The 20641-nt window shown below is 57.5% G+C and carries 14 protein-coding genes; 12 read left to right on the plus strand and 2 right to left on the minus strand.

All coding sequences use genetic code 11. The features are described from left to right. Positions 1-24: 24 nt before the first annotated feature. The 8 genes from IDH45_RS08040 to IDH45_RS08075 all read left to right on the plus strand — a co-directional run bounded on the left by IDH45_RS08040 (position 25) and on the right by IDH45_RS08075 (position 12256). Positions 25-2949, plus strand: coding sequence for an FtsX-like permease family protein (locus IDH45_RS08040; protein ID WP_317891170.1), 2925 nt, complete (start codon positions 25-27; stop codon positions 2947-2949). Between the two features lie 3 nt (positions 2950-2952). Further along, a complete protein-coding gene (locus IDH45_RS08045; RefSeq protein ID WP_190926347.1) occupies positions 2953-4020 on the plus strand; it encodes an efflux RND transporter periplasmic adaptor subunit in 1068 nt (355 codons plus the stop codon). Between the two features lie 218 nt (positions 4021-4238). Further along, positions 4239-5372: a hypothetical protein gene (locus tag IDH45_RS08050; protein WP_190926349.1), complete on the plus strand. Its 1134-nt coding sequence runs from the start codon at positions 4239-4241 to the stop codon at positions 5370-5372. Further along, positions 5369-7630, plus strand: a complete 2262-nt coding sequence (locus IDH45_RS08055) for a ligand-binding sensor domain-containing protein (protein ID WP_190926351.1) — start codon at positions 5369-5371, stop codon at positions 7628-7630. The genes IDH45_RS08050 and IDH45_RS08055 overlap by 4 nt, the downstream gene beginning before the upstream one ends. Before the next feature lie 112 nt (positions 7631-7742). Continuing rightward, positions 7743-10049: an FAD-dependent oxidoreductase gene (locus tag IDH45_RS08060; RefSeq protein WP_190926353.1), complete on the plus strand. Its 2307-nt coding sequence runs from the start codon at positions 7743-7745 to the stop codon at positions 10047-10049. 21 nt (positions 10050-10070) lie between these two features. After that, positions 10071-10817 carry an SDR family NAD(P)-dependent oxidoreductase gene (locus IDH45_RS08065; RefSeq protein WP_223836480.1) on the plus strand — a complete coding sequence of 249 codons (747 nt, stop codon included), beginning with the start codon at positions 10071-10073 and terminating at the stop codon, positions 10815-10817. Further along, complete coding sequence (locus tag IDH45_RS08070; RefSeq protein ID WP_190926357.1) at positions 10814-11410, plus strand: carbohydrate-binding family 9-like protein; 597 nt, start codon at positions 10814-10816, stop codon at positions 11408-11410. The genes IDH45_RS08065 and IDH45_RS08070 overlap by 4 nt, the downstream gene beginning before the upstream one ends. Before the next feature lie 33 nt (positions 11411-11443). Then, positions 11444-12256, plus strand: a complete 813-nt coding sequence (locus IDH45_RS08075; protein WP_190926359.1) for a creatininase family protein — start codon at positions 11444-11446, stop codon at positions 12254-12256. 66 nt (positions 12257-12322) lie between these two features. Here the strand turns inward: IDH45_RS08075 and IDH45_RS08080 are convergent, their stop codons facing one another. Beyond that, positions 12323-12697 (minus strand): RidA family protein, encoded by a 375-nt coding sequence (locus tag IDH45_RS08080; protein WP_190926361.1) that lies wholly within the window; start codon positions 12695-12697, stop codon positions 12323-12325. 114 nt (positions 12698-12811) lie between these two features. After that, positions 12812-14170 carry an extracellular solute-binding protein gene (locus tag IDH45_RS08085; protein WP_190926362.1) on the minus strand — a complete coding sequence of 453 codons (1359 nt, stop codon included), beginning with the start codon at positions 14168-14170 and terminating at the stop codon, positions 12812-12814. 447 nt (positions 14171-14617) lie between these two features. On the opposite strand from IDH45_RS08085, the gene IDH45_RS08090 reads away from it, so the two are divergent. From IDH45_RS08090 to IDH45_RS08105, 4 genes are read left to right on the plus strand one after another with little or no spacing between them, the layout of a single operon-like run. Continuing rightward, the gene (locus IDH45_RS08090; RefSeq protein WP_190926364.1) at positions 14618-15751 is read left to right on the plus strand and encodes an ABC transporter ATP-binding protein; all 1134 of its coding nucleotides are present in this window, start codon (positions 14618-14620) and stop codon (positions 15749-15751) included. Beyond that, a complete protein-coding gene (locus tag IDH45_RS08095) occupies positions 15748-18750 on the plus strand; it encodes an extracellular solute-binding protein (RefSeq protein ID WP_190926366.1) in 3003 nt (1000 codons plus the stop codon). Before IDH45_RS08090 ends, IDH45_RS08095 begins: the two co-directional genes overlap by 4 nt. 3 nt (positions 18751-18753) lie before the next feature. Continuing rightward, entirely contained in the window at positions 18754-19740 is a 987-nt protein-coding gene (locus IDH45_RS08100; protein WP_190926368.1) for a carbohydrate ABC transporter permease, read from the plus strand. Positions 19741-19744: 4 nt separating this feature from the next. Continuing rightward, positions 19745-20599: a carbohydrate ABC transporter permease gene (locus IDH45_RS08105; protein ID WP_190926369.1), complete on the plus strand. Its 855-nt coding sequence runs from the start codon at positions 19745-19747 to the stop codon at positions 20597-20599. The last annotated feature ends 42 nt before the right edge of the window (positions 20600-20641 follow it).

Raw genomic sequence — 20641 nt, forward strand, 5'->3', positions numbered from 1 at the left:
CACTCCACTAAGTCGGGAGGTATCGTGTTGGCACTGCTTCTCATGATGGTGCGCAAGCTGGCGAATAACGGATGGCTGGCGGTTTGTCTTCTCGGCGGGCTTGTTATGTCCGTGGCGCTCGTAAGCAGCATCCCGATCTATACCGATGCGGTATTGCAGCGGATGCTCATTAAGGATCTGGAGCAATTCCAGATTACGTCCGGCCGTTATCCCGGAATTCATTATGCGAAGGCGGTTATGGGAGGCACTTCCTATTGGGATACCGGGGACTACAAGCCGGAGGACCGGCCGCAGGCGGTACGGACGCTGGACGACTTCATGCGCAAGGAAGCGGCTCCCGGATTCGGACTGCCGGTAAGCGAGCTGGTGCGCGAGAGAAGGACGACCTATTATTCGGTGATCCCGGCGGAACAGACCCGGATCGAATCGGGGACGAACCGGCAAATCGAGCTGGCGGCAAGGTCCGGCTTGTCCGAGCATGTTCGTCTGGCAGACGGCAGATTACCGGCCGATCGGCCTGTGGACGGGATCTACGAGGCGCTTGTGACCGAGCAGTCGCTGAAGGCGTTAAATATGGTGCTTGGCAACGTATTCGTTATAAACGACGAGGAAGCGAAGACGAACATCCGGATCACACCCGTCGGCGTCGTCGCCAAGAAGGATCATGCCGATCCTTACTGGTACAACCAGTTTGAAGACTACGCCAAAACGTTTTTTATCGACTTCGAGCTGTATGAACGCGACTTTACGACAGGGGATGTGCTGCCGACGGCAAGCGCCGGCTGGCTGTTCCTGCTTGATTACTCCCGGATGGGCCTTGATTCCATGCACCGGTTCGTTGAGACGAGCGAACGAATCGACACTTATTTATCAGACCGGTTCCGTACCTACCTTGCCGAAGTCCCTGCCATGCCGACCTTGCAGACGTACTTCCAACGGGAAGCCGACTTAAGGAAGATGCTCTGGTCGCTGTACGTGCCGATTATGATCATGCTCGCTTATTACCTGTATATGGTGTCCAGCCTGATTACGGAGCGCCAACAAACGGAAATTGCGGTGCTGCGCAGCCGCGGAGCCAGCCGGCTTCAAGTCGCGGTCGGCTATATGATCGAAGGGCTGTTGCTGGGGGCTGTTGCGCTGGCGGTCGGACCGCCGCTCGGCTTGCTGCTCGTCCGCTTGCTCGGCGCTTCGAACGGGTTTCTCGAATTCGTCAACCGTTCGGCTCTGCTGGTCCGGTTGAGCGGCGAGTCGTACCGGTATGCGCTGTATGCGGTCGCAGCCTCCGTCCTGATGACGCTTTTTCCCGCGCTTGCCGCAGCCCGCCTGTCGATCGTCAGCCATACCCGGCAGTTGGCCCGCCGCGGGAGCCGTTCGCTATGGCACCGATTCTACATAGACTTCGTGCTGGTCGCGGCCGCGGTATTCGGCCTTCGCCGGTTCGACAGGCAGCGCAGCGACTGGATGCGAATGGGAGCGGACGGCTCCGAAATGACCGTCGATCCGCTGCTGTTCTTTTTTCCCGCGATGTTTATCCTGGGTGCAGGACTGCTTATGCTGCGCTTTTATCCTTGGCTGATCCGACTCCTCTATTGGACCGGCAGGAAAAGATGGCCCCCGGCGCTTTATGCGACGCTGATCCAAGTCGGAAGAGCCGGAGCGCCGTATTTGTATGTGATGATGTTTCTGATCATGACGATCGCAATAGGCCTGTACAGCGCAAGCGCGGCAAGGACTTTGAACGATAACGCGGAGCACAAGATCCGTTACAATAACGGCGCGGACCTTGTGCTGAAGCAAGCCTGGATCAGCGACGCCCCGCTTTCGGGCTCCGCAGGTCCAACCGGCCGTTTACCGGGCAGCCCCGGAGAGCAGGCGAGCGCCGGCGCTATCGGGGGGGATACGCGTTCGGCGAAGCGGACTCACTACGTGGAGCCGCCGTTCCAGCTGTTCCGGGAGCTTCCGGGCGTACAGTCCGCGGCCAAAGTGTTCGTGAAGGAGGAAGCGAGGTATGCGGCCGGCAAGGAGGGCGGACCGATCCGGCTAATGGGCATTAACACCGCTGAATTCGGACGTACGGCATGGCTGAGGAACGGCTTGCTGGAGCATCATCTGAACGACTATTTGAATCTGATCGCGACCGATCCGTCAGCGGTATTGATTTCCCGAACGATGGCCGATCAGGGGATCAAGTCCGGAGACGTGATTTATATCGATTGGAGCGGCGTTCCTGCGAAGCCTTTTACCGTTTACGGCGTAGTCGATTACTGGCCGGCCATGAATCCGAATCCGTCCGGGCGTGTCCGGGGCGGCGTGCTCCCGGAAATCCCCCGCTTCGTGATCGGTCATCTCGAGTATATCCAGCTGGCGCTGGCACCCGAGCCGTATGAAGTGTGGATCAGATTAAAGGATGGGGAAAGCAGGCAGCCCCTGTACGATGCGCTCGCGGCGGACGGCATGAGCCTGATCTCGGTGGCGGATACGCGGGAGGAGGTCGTCGCAGCCAAAAACGATCCTTTTCAGCTGGCCGTAAACGGGGTGATGACGCTCGGCTTTCTCATCGCCTTGATCATCAGCTTTGCCGGTTTTCTGCTGCACGGGGTACTGTCGCTCTCCGGACGGCTCGTGCAGTTCGGGATCTTGCGGGCCATGGGCATATCGTTCCCGCAGCTGCTAGGGATGCTGGCTGCCGAGCAGCTGCTGACGACCGCCGCCGCCGCGGTTATGGGCGGGCTTGTCGGTTGGGTAACGTGCGCTTGGTTCGTCACGCTGTTCGAGATCTCCTTCAGCCCTGCGGCGCAAGTACCGCCATTCCGGGTAACGTTCGATTCCGGCGATTCGCTGAAGCTGTATGTGATCGTGACCGGTATGATCACGGCGGGGCTGGTTGTTCTCGGCTGGCTGCTGTCCCGTATCCGAATTCACCAAGCGGTCAAGTTAGGAGAGGATTAGGCGGTGATGATCTTGGGGCATGGACAAAGGACGGACCGATCCGCTGCGAGAGGAGGACGGCGCTTCACGGTCACCCTGACCGCCGTACTTCTGGCGGCAGCGCTCCTGGCGGGATGTTCGCTACTCCCGAAACGAAGCGAGTCCGGTCCCGGGCTGATCGAGAATGTCCGGGTAAAAGCCGACGTCTGGGCAGTGAAAAAGGGGACGCTGACCGTCGAATTAACTGGAGCCGCTATAGTCGTCCCGGCCCGGGAAGAGTTTTATTCTTTTCAGGTTAACGGCACGGTTGGGGAGGTACGGGTCAAGCGGGGGGACCGGGTCGGCCGGGGAGACGTGTTACTGCGGCTGCAAACCGCGGATTTCGCTTTATCGCACGCCCGGCAAAAGCTTGCCGTCGAGAACATGAAGCTGGTGCTTCGCCAATCGCTGAAGTCCGGTCATCCCGACGATATAATGATCGACCGGATGAACCTCGAGATCGAGCAGTTGAAGCTGTCCCGGCTGCTGGACAATCAAAGCAAAAGCGAGCTCGTCTCGGCAGCAGACGGAATCGTGACGTTTCTGGACGATATCGTAGCCGGGAGTAAGGCCGAGACGTACCGGAACGTGGTCGGCGTCGCTCCATCCGGTGCGTTGCGGCTTCAATATACGGGAGACCTGTCCGCTTACGTAGGCGGGATCAGGCCGGGGATGCCTGTCGCCATACAGGTGGAAGGGGCGACGGTGAACGCCCGGGTAGCGGGGGCGCCTTTGACGATTTCTCAAGATAACGGTCATCAGCAGCAAGCCGAAACTAACGAGGATACCCTTTTTTTCGAATTCGCAGGCCCGCTCCCGGACGGACTGACGCTTGGGGCCAGCCTGAATTTCAAGCTGGAGCTGGCCAGCAAGCCGGATGTGCTGACGATCCCGCGCCGGGCGCTTCGGTATGAGAACGGCGCGGTTTACGTACAGATTGCAGACGCGGATGCACGCCGGGCTGCGGAGGTGCAGACAGGGCTCGTCACCCGTACGGAAGCGGAGATCGTAAGCGGGTTGACGGAGGGACAGCTCGTTGTGATCAGTCCGTAGCCGACAGGCGAGTGGGATTGGATATTTCATACCTGTGAAAAATGTCGGATTTTCGCTGGATATTTCATTTGAGATTTTTATATTTATCACAAATAAGAAAATAGTACACATCTATGAAAAATTTGTTGACTATCCGGATTTGCGGATATAAAATTTTGTTAGCGTTTCCTATTCGTCGGATCGTGCGGAACAGTTCAAGGATAAGGGAGAGGACGGCCATGGGCGAAAGCGGCAAGAAGCTGAAAGTAGCAGTCCTCGTCACGGAATACCGGTACAACTCCCACGCGGATGTCATTTTGGGGCGTCTGTTGGGCGATTTTGCTTATTGCCCCCGGGTAGAGGTCGTTTCGATGTATACGGATCAGGTGCCGGACGGCGATATGAGCCGGGAGGCCGCGGACCGGTGCGGCATACCGGTCTGCCCGTCGATCGCCGAGGCGATCCGGGCCGACCATTCGGGAGGGCCTGTGGACGGCGTGATCATAATCGCCGAGCACGGAAATTACCCCAAGAACGAGAAGGGGCAGATTTTGTACCCCAGACGGCGTTTTCTCGAGGAAACGCTGGCGGCGCTCGATGAGCTTGGGCGTGCGGTTCCGATTTTCTCCGACAAACATCTGGCCTACACTTACCGCGATTCACGGTGGATGTACGACGAGATGAAGGCGAGAGGCATTCCGTTCATGGGCGGCTCCTCGATCCCGTATGCCGATCTGGTGCCGGCTCTCGATCTGGGGCGTGCGCGATCGATGAAGATGATCCTGGTGATCAGCAACGGAGGGCTGGAATGTTACGGTTTTCACGCCATGGAAGTGCTTCAATCGATCGCGGAGTTTCGCGAGGGCGGCGAGACCGGGGTGCGGTCCGTGGAGTTGATCCGGGGCGGCCAAGGAGAAGTATGGGAAGCGATGGACCGCGGGGAATGGCCGGAAGATTTGCTGCTGCATGCGCTCTCCGTTTATCCGGATTTGCCGCAAGTGCATCCGAGAACGAGCGAGCCGGACCCGGCTATGTACAGAATCGAATATGCGGACGGCACGAAGGCTTTCATTATTCAGTTCAAGCGGCTGCACGAGCATTGGGCTTTCGCCTTTCGCGACCGCGAAGGCCGGATCGCCGCTTCGCGATACGACAACGACCTCGACCGGCCGTTCAGCCATTTTGAACGGTTGACCCGGGCTATCGAGACGTTTTTCCTTACGCGGCGGCCGCCGCAGCCGCCGGAACGGACGCTGCTCACATCGGGCATGATCAGCTTTGCGATGGATTCCTTATTTGCAGGAAAGAAGCTGGAGACGCCCGAGCTGATGATCCAGTATGCGGCGCATCCGGTCTTGGAGGGAGAAGAATGAATAACAATCTGTTTGCCGGAATTCCGGAGGAGCTTACCCGGTTTACCCAGCTGCCCAATCAGGAAGGCCACAATGCGGTGTGGGATTTCGTGCGGTCGCCGGACGACCGGTTTTATGTAAGCGTATGCGGGGAGAACGAAAAGCCGCTCACCGCTTTACTGTACGAGTATTACCCCAAGTCGGGCGAGCTTCGGCTTATATTCGATGTGGCGAAAGTGTGGATCGTCGATTCGCAGCAAATGCCGCCGAGCAAAATCCATACGAGCATCGATTTTTTGCCGGACGGCAGACTGATTATGGCAACCCATAACACGGCCCCGGCGCCGGGCCACAAGCAGTGGATGTATGAGCAGTATTACGAGCATCCGTGGGAAGGGTATCCCGGCTCGATCCTAATGATCGTCGATCCGGATACGAACGAGGTTCAGGTGAGAGGCATTCCCGTGCCGAGGGAGAGTATGTACGGCGGCATGCTGGGCAATGATCCGCGTTATTATTATTTTCTCGGTTACATGAGAGGGCACTTGTACCGGATCGATCTGGAGACCAATGAGGTGAAGGATTACGGCAAGGTGTCGGAATTCTCCTCCTGCCGGCTCGTCAAGGATGCCCAAGGCCGGTTGTACGGCAGCTCCTATACAGGGGGGATCTGGCGATTCGATCCGGAGCGGGAAAAGGTGCAGGATTTGAAGGTGAATTTCGTCTCTCCTAACGGAACGAAGCATCGGAGGCAGTTTATTTTCGCCGTGCATTCTCCGCGGAATTCGCTGTTTCTCGTAGACAATATGGACGGGGAGATGATCGAGCTCCATACGGAGACGCTTGCGGTTACGAGGCACGGCCCGATCCATCTGCGCAATGAAACGCCGGTGAATCCGTACGGGATCGGAGGACTGGCGGCCGACGACAATTTCGTTTTGTATTACGGCTTGAAAACATATGACGGCTATTTCCCGATCCGGCTCGTCCGGTGGGATATTTTGAAAGGCGGAGAGCCGGAAAATCTGGGGCTGATCGCACCGCAAGGCAAAGACTCCCAGTACATATGCGAGATGATTTTCGACCGCGACGGCTGGCTGCATATGGTGGACGTATGCGGAGAGTTTTCCCCGTACATCCTCGCCGTCGATCTGAAGAAGCTGCAGCCTCCGGGACCGGGCGCCCCGAACGTGCCGCTGAGGCCGTACACCGAACCGGACTATAACGATGTCGGCCGCCCGGCGTTTATGCATATCGTGGCGGGCGGCACGCGGACCATGCCGCTTCACCAGTATATGAGCTGGAACGATACGGCGGTCCGTCATGTGCGTTCCATCGCGGAGCGCGTATTCACGATAAACGGCGGCGCTCAAGTGCTGCTGGCCGAGTCGGATGCCGGAACGGGACGGCTTATGCAAACAACGGTGATTTATGACGGGGGCGCTCCTCTATCGTGTGTGGATGTGGACGGCCGGAGGACGGCGGTTCTTACGGCGGACGGCAAAATCGTGGAAACGGATCTGCAGGCCGGCACCGGTACGATTATTTTCGAAACGCCGGAGGGAACGAAGCTCACGAAGCTGCACCTGACTCTCAAAGGAAACAGGCTGCTGGCCAGCGACCCGGCAGGCGCCGTGTACGTATGCGATCCGCAGAAGCGCTCCCTTCAGTTGCTGCATGGTCTGGTCTTGACCGAGCCGGATGCCCATCCGATCCGGCTGGACGACGACCGGCTGCTGCTGTCTGGCGCCGCTGACGAGCTGGTGCTCTACGATCTGGCGGAGGAACGTGCCGTGACGCTGCCGGTCAAGGTTCCCTCCATCCGGGGAAGAACGTTCCGGGCGACGGTAACGGGAGGAGCGGCGCTCGCAGACGGAACCGTAGTTGCGGGGACGGCGGACGGCATGTTGTTCACGTTGTCCGCAGATCACCGGAAGACGACGTCCTACGCCCGGTTATATTCCAGCGGGCAACTGCGTTGCTTCGTCAGACGGAACGGGGAGGAAGTATTCGGCGTATACGGCGGAGCCAGGGACGCCGGCCATGTGTTCCATTTTTCGCGCGAGCACGGGTTTACGGATCTGGGAAGACCGCGGGTTATTAAAGACAATGCGGAGCTGAGGGAGCTGGATTCCGAGTGGGCCAGCATCCATTCCATCTCGTGTCTCGCCTACTCGCCCGAGGACGATTCCTTATGCGTCGGTTCGGGAGAACTGTACGGCTGCGTGGTGCGTTATACGAATGTCGCGGTTCCCGGACAGGGCGGGGAGTTAGGTTGAGTGACGAATACGAGGCCGGCGTCACGCGGGAAATGGCACCGAAGGCCGACTATATGCTGGGCAACGATTCGAGACGGATGATCAACGGACAGGGCCGAAAGGGGAATGCAAGATGAAGGGACGGGAGCAGACGAAGGCGGGTTTTCGTTCCGTCGAAGAGCGATACGATGTCGTGGTGTGCGGCGGCGGACTGGCGGGTTTCTCCGCAGCCGTCGCCGCGGCCCGTCACGGCGCGAAGGTGTGTCTCGTGCAGGACCGGCCGGTGTTCGGCGGCAACAGTTCGTCGGAAATACGCGTTCCCCCGCAAGGAGCGGCCAGCTTCCATGCTTACGCACGGGAAACCGGCATCATCTCCGAGCTGCTGATCGAGGAGAGGGCGCGCAACCACGAGAATCCGACGTGGGACAACGGATATATCAACAGCGTCTGGGATATGGTTATGTACGATATGGCGATGCACACGCCGAATCTGACGTTCCGGCTGAATTCGACGGTTACGGATGTAAGAATGCGGGATGAACGGACGGTGGAGGCCGTAATCGCCCGCGTCAGCCATGCGGAGACCGAGCTGACGATTTATGCGGATACGTTCGTCGACTGTACCGGCGACGGTATCGTTGCCGCGTTGGCCGGCTGCGAATGGAGGCTCGGGACGGAGAGCCGGGACGAATTCGGCGAGCCGCACGCTCCGGAGCAAGCCAGCGATGCGGTCATGGGCAATTCGATTCATTTCAAAGCAAAGGATGTAGGCTATCCGGTGCCGTTTACCGCTCCGGACTGGGCGGTCCGCTACGACAACCCGGACTTTTTCTACAAGCAGGGCAGATGGCCGAGCGATGTGCGAAGCGGGTTCTGGTGGATCGAGCTGTCCGTGCCATGGCATACGATCTACGACAACGAGACGCTCCGCCACGAATTAACCCGGCACGTATTAGGCGTCTGGGACTGGATCAAAAACCGGGACCCGCGGCTGAAGGAGGAAGCGAGGACGTACGCGCTCGACTGGATCGGGCAAGTGCCCGGCAAGCGGGAAAGCCGGAGGATCGTCGGCGAATACTTGATGACCGAGCATGATCCTTTGCAGAAGACGGTATTCCCGGACGAGGTCGCCTACGGCGGCTGGTTTATCGATTTGCATGAGCCTGGAGGACTTCTCGCTCCGTTCAGCGAACATTCTGCTATAGGGGGAAATTCTGGAACTTCCTACATGTCGAAAAGTTATGTCGGACCGTACGGAATCCCGCTGCGCATCTTGATAGCGAACAAGATGAATAATGTGATGATGGCCGGCCGGAACGTCAGTGTCACTCATGCGGCGCTCGGCACGGTGCGCGTCATGGGGACGACGGCGGTGATGGGGCAGGCGGCGGGGACGGCTGCCGCCCTGGCGATTCGCGCCGGCATCCCGGTGCGCGACGTTCCGGAGCGGGCGATCGGCGATGTCCAACAGGCGCTGTTGCGCGACGGGTGTTTCCTGCCGAACGTGGTGAACGAGGATGAGCGCGATCTGGCCAGACGGGCCGAGGTCCGTGCGAGCAGCGAAGCGGTTCTGGCCGGCGCACTTCCTCCGCCGGACGGGGAAGACCGGCCGGCTGCACAGCCGCTAACGCACAGGAGAGGCCAATGGATCTGCGTCGGCGCGGATCGTGTGGAGGTGTTGACCGTATGTCTGGCCAACGGGTCGGGCGCCGCTCAGACTGTGGAAGCCCGGTTATATGCCGCGGAGCATATATGGGATTACCGGGTCGAGCCGGGAGAGCCGCTCGCAGCGGCCGCGCTCACGGTACCGCCGGGAGAGGAGCAATGGGTGGAATGGCCGGTCGGCCTCGACGTATCGCAGCTCCGGGGAAGCTATATCCGCCTGGATCTGCTGGCGAATCCGCTCGTCGGCTGGCACGCAGCGGCCGCGATCCAGCCCGGGCATGTAAGCGCCTACGAGATCGGCAACGGCCTGATGCGGCGGTTCGGAAGCGGGACGACGATGAGCTTCCGCATCTCGCCGTCCCAAGCGTGTTACGGGGCGGACAACGTCCGCAGCGGCGTCACCCGCCCTTACCGGAGCACGAACTTGTGGCGCTCCGACCCGTCCGAGTCTGACGCTCCTTGGCTGGAGCTGACATGGGCGGGGCCGGTGGAGATCGGGCGGATCGAACTGACCTTTCCCTGCCAGCTGCTTCGCGACTACCGGAACTATCCGGGGCTTTACCGCGATCCGGAATGTCCGAAGGATGTTGCGGCAGAAGCGTTTGTAGACGGCAACTGGACCGGGATCGGGGCGATCGCCGGCAATTATCAGCGGATGCGGTCGATCGTTCCGGAACGCCCGGTCCGGACGGAACGGCTGCGAATCACCGTTCGTTCCACGAATGGCGATCCGTCTGCGGGGATTTATGAAGTCAGGTGTTATCCTACTTCCTAGAAAGTGGTGAACCGCGTGAGTATGCTGGACAATAAAGTGGTGCTGATCACCGGCGGTTTAGGCGCTTTGGGCCGGTCGGCCGCGCGCATGTTTTTGGCAAGAGGAGCGGCGGTGTTCCTATGCGACCGCGCTTCTCTTGCGGCATTTCCGGAGATCGGAGCGTTGGAAGCGCAGTACGGGGACAAGCGGTTCGCCTTCATGCAGGCCGACCTGTGCGACGAGCGGCAGGTGATGGACGTCGTAGCCGAAGTCGAACGCCGCTTCGGCAGGCTGAACGGGACGTATCATAATGTGTTCGCGAATGTATGGAAGCCTGCGCTTGAGATCACGCTGACGGAATGGGAGGATACGATCCGGGGGACGCTGACGAGCACGTTCCTGGTTAATAAATACGCGCTCGCCCTGATGATCCGCTCGGGCGGCGGATCGATCGTTAATACGTCCTCGATTCTCGGGGAGATCGTGTCGGAGGGCTGTCTGGCTTATGGAGCCGGCAAAGCGGCGATCCATCAGTTTACGAAAGTGCTGGCCGCCGATTACGCGTCAAACGGGATACGCGCGAATGTGCTCGTTCCCGGCGATTTCAGGGCGAAGGAAGATTTCGCGCGCCAATCCGAGAAGGAAAAAGAAGCGATTCGCAGCCGAACCTGGCTGGGCCGCAGCGGCAGTGCCGACGAGATTAACGAGATGGCCGCCTTTTTATTGTCGGACGCTTCCTCTTATATAACCGGCTCGATTTATAAAGTGGATGGAGGGTTTCATGCATGATGCCAAAAACGATAGAATGCAAATTTACAGAGGATGAGACCAGGAGATGGGAGACGCTGCAGGCGGAACAACTGGTCGATGTCGTCAGCGGCGGTCAGGTGCAGCAACCGACGCGGGTGAAAACGTGCTGGGACGGGGATGCGGTTTATTTCCGGTTCGAATGTGTCGATGATCATACGGTCGCCGATTATACGCAACGCGACGATCCGTTGTACGAACAGGATGTAGTGGAAGTATTTATAGATGAAGAGGGGACGGGGCGGCATTATATCGAGCTGGAGCTCAGCCCCTTGAACGTAGTGTTCGATGCCCGCGTGGACAACGAGGACGGGCGGATTCGCGTACATACGGAGTGGGATGCGGATGGAATGGAGACGAAGGTATGGAACGAAGGCGATCTTCGACTCTACGAGATCCGCTTGCCGTTTATCCATTTTAGCCGGCGGCCGGAAGCGGGCGCGTTGTGGAGCATCAACTTTTACAGAATCGACGAGGAGCGGGACAACAAACGGCATTACCAGGCATGGTCGCCGACGGGGGCGGTCAATTACCATATTCCGTCGCGATTCGGCACGTTACGGTTCGTCAAGTAACCGTACGCCATGGGGGAGGAGACGGGGCAAATCATGAAATCCTTCTTGTATCACGAGCATACGAGGGAAGAACTAACGGCCAAAGCCAAACAGGGTTATATGGCCGTCGTTCCGCTGGCGGCAACGGAACAGCACGGGCCGCATCTCCCCGTATACACCGACAGCCTGATCTGCGGGCATATCGCTAACCGATCGGTGCTTCGGGCGGCCTCTTCGGTTCCGCTCCTGCTCTGTCCGCTTATCCCGATCGGCTGCTCGCATCATCATCTCGCCTTCGGAGGAACGCTGAGCTTCTCTTCGGCGACTTATATGCAGATGCTTCGGGATATCGGGGAAAGCCTCGTCGCGAACGGGTTCCGTAAAATTGTATTCCTTAACGGCCACGGCGGAAACGATCCGATCATGCAGCAGACGGCGAGCGATCTGGCCGTTTCGCATCCGATCTGGACCGCCTCGGCTTCCTACTGGAGCGTTGCGAAGGAAGCGCTGCGGCTCGCCGATGCGGAACAAGTCGGCATGGTGCCGGGCCATGCGGGAGGGTTCGAGACGTCGGCGATCTTGGCCTTGCGCGAGGAGCTGGTTCATACCGACAGGGCTTCCGAGGAACATCCCCAGCGTCCCTGGATTCTTTCGGGGCCGCCCGGAACATTTATTGGCAGGCACGGAGAACTGACCGGAGCGGACGGATATACCGATTCCCCGCACCGGGCAACTGCGGAGAAAGGGCGCGTATATTTGGATGTAATCAGCCGTAGCGTCGCCGAATGGCTCGTCCGGACGTATCAATCGATGGAGACCGGGGAGAGGAGCCTGGCTGAGGGCGAAAAGCAGGAAAATGGCATATAAGCCAAGAACATACAAAGGGGAGGGCGAGCCGCAGCTCGTCGCTCCCCTTCACTGAACGTACGGGATTTATGCTTTCAGTTTGGCGATCACGTCGATTTCGACAAGCAAGTCGAAATTGAGTTCGCAATAGACGAGGGTGCGCGCCGGGTAAGGGCAGGGGAAGAGGCGGGCGTAAATTTGGTTGAACAGCTCGTAGTGTTCCCGTTTGCATAGATATACGTTGACCTTTACCACGTCCCGCAGCGTTAATCCGGATTGAGACAAGATGCGTTCAATGTTCTGGACGGTTACGATCGTCTGATGTTCCAGATCGTCCGCCGTAATATCGCCTGTATGCGGATCCACTCCCCCTTGCCCGGATACGAACAGCAGCGATTCCGTAGGCGTAGCAGACGAGAAGGGAACTTCATCCATTCCGTATTTTTGTAACTTCGTATCCAATGCTCATGTTCCTCTCCGCGGAAAAGGTTCTGTACGTATCCGATTGGCCCCGGGGAGGCGAGACGGCCGGTTTCCGCTTACTTCCGCCCCGTTCCTCCTCCGAGGGGCCGATATCTACCAGCCTAAAGCTTTGCGGGTCTCCAGAGCTTTGGTGTTGTAAGCCTCGATCACCGGGAATACGGTGCTGATATTGCCTCCTTCGCGGATCAGTTTATCGATGGAAGCGTTGACCTTGCCGGCCAAATCGCCAAGATTGACGGTGCGCGGATCGCTGGAGAAGCAGCACATTTTGGCGGACAATTGCAGCGCCTCGACGTTTTTGCCTTTCCAGAGCGGCACCTCGCCGAAATATTTCTCCAACACGGGATCTTTGACGAACGCGCTGGAGCCGGTTTCAATCATCGTTTTCTGGGCTTCGATATCGAACAGGAAGCTGATGTACAGGAACGCTTCCTCTTTATGTTTGGACGCTTTCGGAATCGAGATCGGGCCTGCCTGATGAATCGTCGCCTGCATCTTTTTGCCCTTCGGCATCGGCAGAACGTCCCACTCGAACTTCGCTTTCTGAATTGTCTCCAGCATCCAGTCCGCACCGAGCATGAACAGGACATTGCCTTTTATGAAAGCTTCTTCCGCTACGGCAGGGATACCCAAATCTTTTTGCTCTTGGACGGTAGGCTGAACGTGCCATTTGTTCGTCAAATCCTGAACCCATTTGAAGTCTTCCTGAATGGCCGGCGTATGGGCGACGCTCTGGGAAGAGTCTTTGTTCATATACCGGTAGTTATCGGCGCTTCCGTTCGCCATCGTCAGGATGCTCGTAAATTCATGGCCCATGCCGACCATGCCCCAATCGTTTGCCGCCGTGTTCGTCGCTTTTTTGGCCATCTCGAGGAAGTCGTTGTACGTCCAATCGTTTTTGGGCATCGTCATCCCGTATTTCTTCATCAAATCTTTGTTGACGATGATCCACATCGGGATGTCGGAGAAAGGGACGGTCCACTGTTTGCCGCCGGTTGCGAACGATTCCAGCAAGTTATCGATTTTGTTCGCGCTTTGAATTCTTTGATCTTTCTTGATGTAAGGAGTCAAATCTTCGAGCAGATCGCCGCTCATCCATTCCGATAACCCGTTGTCGAGAAAGACGAGGTCGGCCTGATCGCCGGCTATGACGTTTTTGATGATGCCCCCGTTGATCTTCGTACTGGCGTCGATCGTAATCCAAGGGTACTTCTCGGTGAACTTGTCGAACAGCTTCTGGAAAGGTCCTGCGTTCCAGGTTAATACTTTTAAAGTAACCGGGTCCTTTTTCTCAGGTGCGGCGGTATTCGGAGCCGGGGTGGTGCCGGCCGGATCGGCAGGTATCCCGGAGCTTCCGCCGGAACAAGCGGCTAATAAAGGCAGGAAGGTGAGGACCAGGATGAACATGCTGATCAGCGCGAATTGCCGTGAACGCTTTTTACGGAATTTCATTGGATCGCCTCCACATATCGATTCGAGTGACACCCAGTTTCATCATTTCATAACCCTTATCTGCGACAGCGATTGTCGCGGTTCATCCAGATGGTTACAATCCCGTAATCCCCCCTACATATCATTCGCATATTCGGATAGTAAGCGCATACATCTCGGGTTTTCTGAACGATTCGGAATAGGGAGCCGGATCAAGCGAGAAGCGGAACCGCTCATCGAAAACGCTTCGGACGAAAGCTTTTCTTTCTCGATTTTATCATGAACATTTCTCAAGTCAAGAAATAAATTTCATGTATACGATAAATAAATAAATGATAAGCGCGGACAAAAAGTGATTTACCGTATATATATGTAATAATATTTGTGTTTACGTGATTATTTTATTTTGCTATGATTTATTCATGTATAGGAAAAGTTTTTAAGATTTGAATGTGGGGGTAGGTCCGTATGGGAAGCGTTGCATTCAACCACGTGTATAAGTACTACAAGGGGGAAGCGAATCCGTCGGTCAACGATTTTCACCTGGATGTAGCGGACGGGGAGTTCCTTGTCTTGGTCGGACCTTCGGGATGCGGCAAATCCACGACCCTTCGGATGCTCGCCGGCCTGGAGGAAGTATCGCAGGGCGATATCTACATAGACGGCAAATTCATCAACTACGTATCCCCGAAAAATCGCGATATTGCGATGGTTTTCCAAAACTATGCCCTGTATCCGAATATGACTGTGTTTGAAAATATGGCGTTAGGCTTGCAGCTTCATAAGGTGGCGAAGCACGAGATCGAGCAGCGGGTCAGCCGGGCGGCCAAGATGCTGGAGATCTCGCATTTCCTGACGAAGCGGCCCGGTCAGCTGTCCGGCGGGCAGAAGCAGCGCGTAGCGTTGGGGCGTGCCCTCGTGCGGGAGCCGCAAGTGTTTCTGATGGATGAGCCGCTCTCGAATCTGGACGCCAAGCTCCGGACGCAGACCCGTGTGGAGATCAGCAAGCTGCACAGCGAGCTGCGAACGACGATGGTGTATGTCACCCACGATCAGACGGAAGCGATGACGATGGGAACGCGGATCGTCGTGATGGAGAAAGGCAAGATCCAGCAGGTGGCCCCGCCCCAGCACTTGTATGACCATCCGAATAACATGTTCGTAGCCGGATTTATCGGCACCCCGCAGATGAACTTTATACCGGGGGCGATCGTATCGGAACACAACGTTTTTTATTTTGAGAACAGGCGGCTGAAAATACGGGTGCCGGAAAGCCGCTGCGCCCAAATTGCCGCAGCCCGGACGAATTTGCGCCAAGTCGTGCTCGGCATCCGGCCGGAATATGTGCTGAGCGAGTCTTGGGCGCTCGAACAGTATCCGGATTGGCGAATAACCGCCATCGTCGATTCGAGGGAACCGATGGGCTCCAACACGTTTCTGCATGCCAAGTCGGGGGACGATACGTTCATCTCACGAGCGGAAGCGCATACACCGATTCAGCCCGGCGATACGGTATCGCTTGTCGTGCGTATGGATCGGGCGCATTTCTTCGACTCGGAAAGCGGAGTTTCCTTTGCGGCGCAGGGGGATCTTCGATCATGAGCCGGCGCTGGAGAAGAAGCGGACGTATCTTGTTCGGCACGTTAGCAGTGTGCGGGATCGCATGGATCTTCTGGCGCTCGTCATCCGCGGAGCCTGCCAGCTTCCCGGTTGTCGCCCAGTCGGACATCCGTCTGTCTGCCGCGGCCGCGGACCGGCAGCCGGTCTCTTACGTGTTGTGGCAGCGCAGCAGCGAATTCAGCCGGTTCCAGCCGGCCGGGACATCGGGGGTCCGCGTGCTCGCGGCCGAATACAGCGGGATGTCGCCGGATGCCGGCGTCCAGCGCCGCCGGGATGACGCGACGAAGGCGGATATCGTGGAATGGACCCATGCGAAAGGCTGGCTCGAATGGAACGTGGAGGTGCCGGAGGACGGACTGTACGATCTGATGATCGAGTATGCGCCTATGAAAGGAAGCTTCTCGGAGATCGTCCGGGGCGTTCAGATCGACGGCAAATATCCGTTCGTCGAAGCGGGGCGGATCGTCCTGGACCGGCAGTGGAGAGACGCCAAGTATCCGTACGACCGCAATGGGATCGGCAATGAGATCCGTCCGGTGCAGGAGGAAAGAACCGGCTGGCAGACCGCGCGCATAACCGATTATTCGCTCTCCTCGGAGCCGCTGCGCTGGGCGCTGACCAAGGGCACGCATACGATCCGGCTGGTCGGAGTGAAAGAGCCGGTTGCCTTGTATTCGCTTACACTCGCTTCGCCCGAGAAGCTGCCGGCTTACGCCGAATACGTCGGCCGGCATCCGGCCGGCAGCGGGCCGCAGAAGGACTGGTATCACCGGTACGAAGCAGAACAATATCTGCAGAAGTCTGCGGTCAGTACCCGAACGTTAAGCGTGGCGGAGCCGCTGGTCTCCCCGGATGCGAAAGGCAAAATAACGTACAACGCGCTCGGAGGCACTTCGTGGGAAAAGGCGGGCCAGTCGGTCGAATGGGAGATTGCCGTACCGGAGACCGGTTATTACGCAATCGATCTGAAGTATTTTCAAGGCTATAACGGGAATGCGTCCGTGTACCGGACGGTGCTGATCGACGATCGGGTACCGTTCCGGGAAATGCTGCATTACCGCTTCGCCCCGAACCGCGCTTTGGAGATCAAACCGCTTGCGGACCCGGACGGAGAGCCGTACTTGTTCCATCTGACCGAGGGCACGCACCGGCTTAAGCTGGTCGCGGATAATTCGATCGTCCGCCCTGCGGTCGAGGCGTTGCATGAAATTAGACAACGGGTCATGTCGATCGAGAAGGAGATCCGGGCGATCTCCGGCAACTACGGCTTCGGCGCTGATCAGAACATCGACACCGCTCGGACATGGGAGATTAAGAAATTCGATCCGGAGATCGAAAACAAGCTGCAATCCGTCATCGATGAGATGGAGGTCGTCCGCGACTACTTGCTCGGACTGAACCAGGCGGTTACCGATCCGACTACGGCTCTGAGCGCGCTGATCGACCTGATCCGGTCGCTTAAGGAAGACGTCAACGATATTCCGAATCAGGTGACTGCCTTCTCGGATATCGTGTCAGGCATCGGTACCTGGATCAAACCGATGGAAAGCCAGGCGCTGCAGCTCGATTATATCGTCGTGCGAACCCCGCAGACGAACCCGCCGTTCCAGATCCCGAACGGTTGGGACAAGGTGCAGTATACGGCGGTGAATTTCGCCCGCTCCTTCTTCGAGAATTACGATACGAACGAGCTGAACGACGAGAACGCCCTGACGATCTGGGTGCAGCGCGGACGGGACTACGTCGATTTGCTGCAATCGCTGATCGAGCAGGAATTTACTCCGCAGACGGGCATTAAAGTGAATGTGAATCTGATCCCGAATCAGAACGTGCTGCTGATGGGCAATGCGGCAGGCGATCAGCCGGATCTGGCGCTTGGCGTCGGGATGGAGACGCCGGTCGACTTCGCCATGCGCGGTGCGGCGGAAGACTTGTCGCAGTATGACGGGTTCGAGGAAGTGATCAAACGGTTTAATCCCGGGATCATGCGATCGTATAACTACGGAGGGGGCGTATACGGGCTGCCGGAGACCCAGACATACAACATGATGTTTTACCGGACCGACATCTTCGAGCAGTTGGGCATCCAGCCGCCGGATACGTGGGACGATCTGATGCGTTTGCTGCCGACCTTGCAGGAGAGAGGCATGTCGTTTAAGTATCCGAGAAAAATCGACGGTACGATCCACTCCAACTTGACGACGTCGGGCGCCTACAGCCTGCACTATGCGCTGCCCTTTTATCAGCAGGGAGCGGAGTTTTATACGGAAGACGGCTTGCAGACGGAGCTGACCAGCACGGAGGGGCTGGCCGCGTTCAAGCAATATACGGAGTGGTTCAGCAAATACAGCCTGCCGCAGGAAGTTCCAGCCTTCATCAACCATTTCCGGTATGGGGATATGCCGATCGGGATCAGCGATTTTATGCTGAACATTCAACTGACGGTCGCCGCTCCCGAGCTCGCGGGACACTGGAAGATGGTTCCCGTCCCGGGCATCCGGCAGCCGGACGGCACCGTGGTGCGATGGGCGCCGCAGGAAACGACGTCGGCTTTTATAATGAAGCAGAGCAAGCGCCAGGAAGAGGCGTGGAAGTTTCTGGAATGGTGGACGTCGGGTAGTGTCCAGAGCCGGTACGGCAACGATATCGAATCGTATGCCGGCATCGAGTACCGCTGGTATACGGCGAACGTGGCCGCGATGCAGACGCTGCCCTGGTCCGACGACGACTTGAAGGCGTTGAACGAACAAGACCGGTGGGCCAAAAACGTGCCGTACGTTCCGGGTTATTATTTTCTGACCCGCGAGATGGATTTTGCCTGGATCAATACGGTCATCGGCGGAAAACCGGCGCGGGAGACGCTCGGCAAATCCGAAATGTCGCTGCAGCGGGAAATGAGGCGCAAGCAGGAGGAGTTCGGCCTCATGCCGGACGACAATCTGCAAGTAACGCCATACAACCAGCCTTACGGAAGGGAGTAACCTATGGAACCCGTACAACTGTCTAAGGCCGCTACGCTGCCGCCGGGCGAGACGAGAACCCCGGCTCCTAAGTCGATAGTGAGAATCAAACGATTTTTACGGGAATGCTGGCGCGACCGATTGTCGTATTTATTTCTGGCTCCCTTTCTCATCTGCTTTGCCTGTTTTATTATCGTTCCGGTGCTGATGGCGGCTTTGCTTAGCGTCACTTCCTTTAACGGAATCGAGTTTCCGCGATTGATCGGAGCGAGCAACTTCGTCTACATGCTAACGCAGGACATCGTGTTTATGAAATACACGCTTCCGAATACGCTGAAATTCGCCATTATAGTAGGACCAGGCGGTTACATCCTATCGTTCGTATTCGCCTGGCTCATTCATCAGCTGCCCTCCGGCATCCGCGATTACTTCACGCTGGCGCTGTATGCGCCGTCCATGGTCGGGGGAGTGGCACTGTCGGTCGTCTGGGCGGCTACGTTCAGCGGCGACCGGGTCGGGTATTTGAACAATGTGCTGATGCGCCTGGGGTTTATCGAAGCTCCGCATCTATGGCTGCAGGACCCGAAATATTTGATGACCATCATGATTGTCGTGACGTTATGGACCAGTATGGGGGTCGGGTTTCTCGCCATGCTCGGCGGGCTGCAAACCGTGAACAAGGAGCTGTACGAAGCGGGCAGAATCGACGGGATCAAGAACAGCTTGCAGGAAGTGTACTATATCACGATTCCGGCGATGAAGCCGCAGATGCTGTTCAGCGCGGTCATGGCGATCGTCGGCACGCTGAAGGCGGGGGCGATCTCGACCCAGCTCACGGGACTGACGATTACGCCGGACTATGCCGGACACCTCATCACGAACCATATCGACGACTACGCTTATTTGCGGTATGAATGGGGTTACGCTTCCTCGTTGTCCGTCGTGCTGCTGATCATGAGCTACGGCCTGATGAAGCTTAGCTACAAGCTGTTCGGATCAAAGGGGGAATAGCGGTATGCTGCTTTCGATTCGCAAGCTCTCGTTCTCCCGGGTAGTGCTGGTCGGTTTCCTTGCCGCTGTGGCCGCGTTTATGCTCGTGCCGATTGTTTTTTTGTTTAATAACGCCTTCAAGCCGTTAAACGAGCTGTTTTTGTTTCCGCCGACGATCTTCGTCAAGCACCCGACGATGCGCAATTTCGAGCAATTGCTGCTTCATACGTCGGCCGGACTCGTTCCGGCGACGCGATACTTGTTCAACAGCGTCCTCGTATCGGCGGTGTCCACCGTGTCCGTCATCCTCGTCAGCACGATGGCCGGTTATGTGCTTGCGAAGCACCGGTTTCATTTTAAAACGGCCATTATGGCCTTCATCTTGATCGCGCTTATGTTCGCTCCGGAGACCGTAGCGATCCCCCGCTATCTCGTCGTAAGCAGTTTAGGGCTGAAAAACACGTATCTCGCTCATATTTTGCCGTTTATCGCTTCGCCGGTCGCGGTGTTCCTGATGAAGCAATTTATCGACCAAATCCCGGACTCCTTGCTGGAAGCGGCCAAGCTGGACGGCGCCGGCGATCTGTACATCTTCTCGCGCATCGTTATTCCGCTCACGGCGCCGGCGGTGGCAACGGTCACTATCATTACGTTTCAGGCCGTGTATCTGGATGTGGAAACCTCGACGCTGTACACGACGAAAGAAACGATGAAGACGCTGGCCTTTTATGTGACCAGCCTCACGACGAATGTCCCCGGCGTTGCGGCGGCCAGCATGGCGGCGGCGGTCGGACTGCTGATGTTTTTGCCGAATCTGATCCTGTTCCTGCTGTTCCAGCGGAAAATGATCGAAACGATGCTGCATTCGGGTGTGAAGTAATATGGGGAAAAAGAGAGGGCTTCCGATGATCCGACGCGCCGC

The organism is Paenibacillus oceani, assembly GCF_014705615.1.
In the GTDB taxonomy this organism is placed as follows: domain Bacteria; phylum Bacillota; class Bacilli; order Paenibacillales; family NBRC-103111; genus Paenibacillus_AB; species Paenibacillus_AB oceani.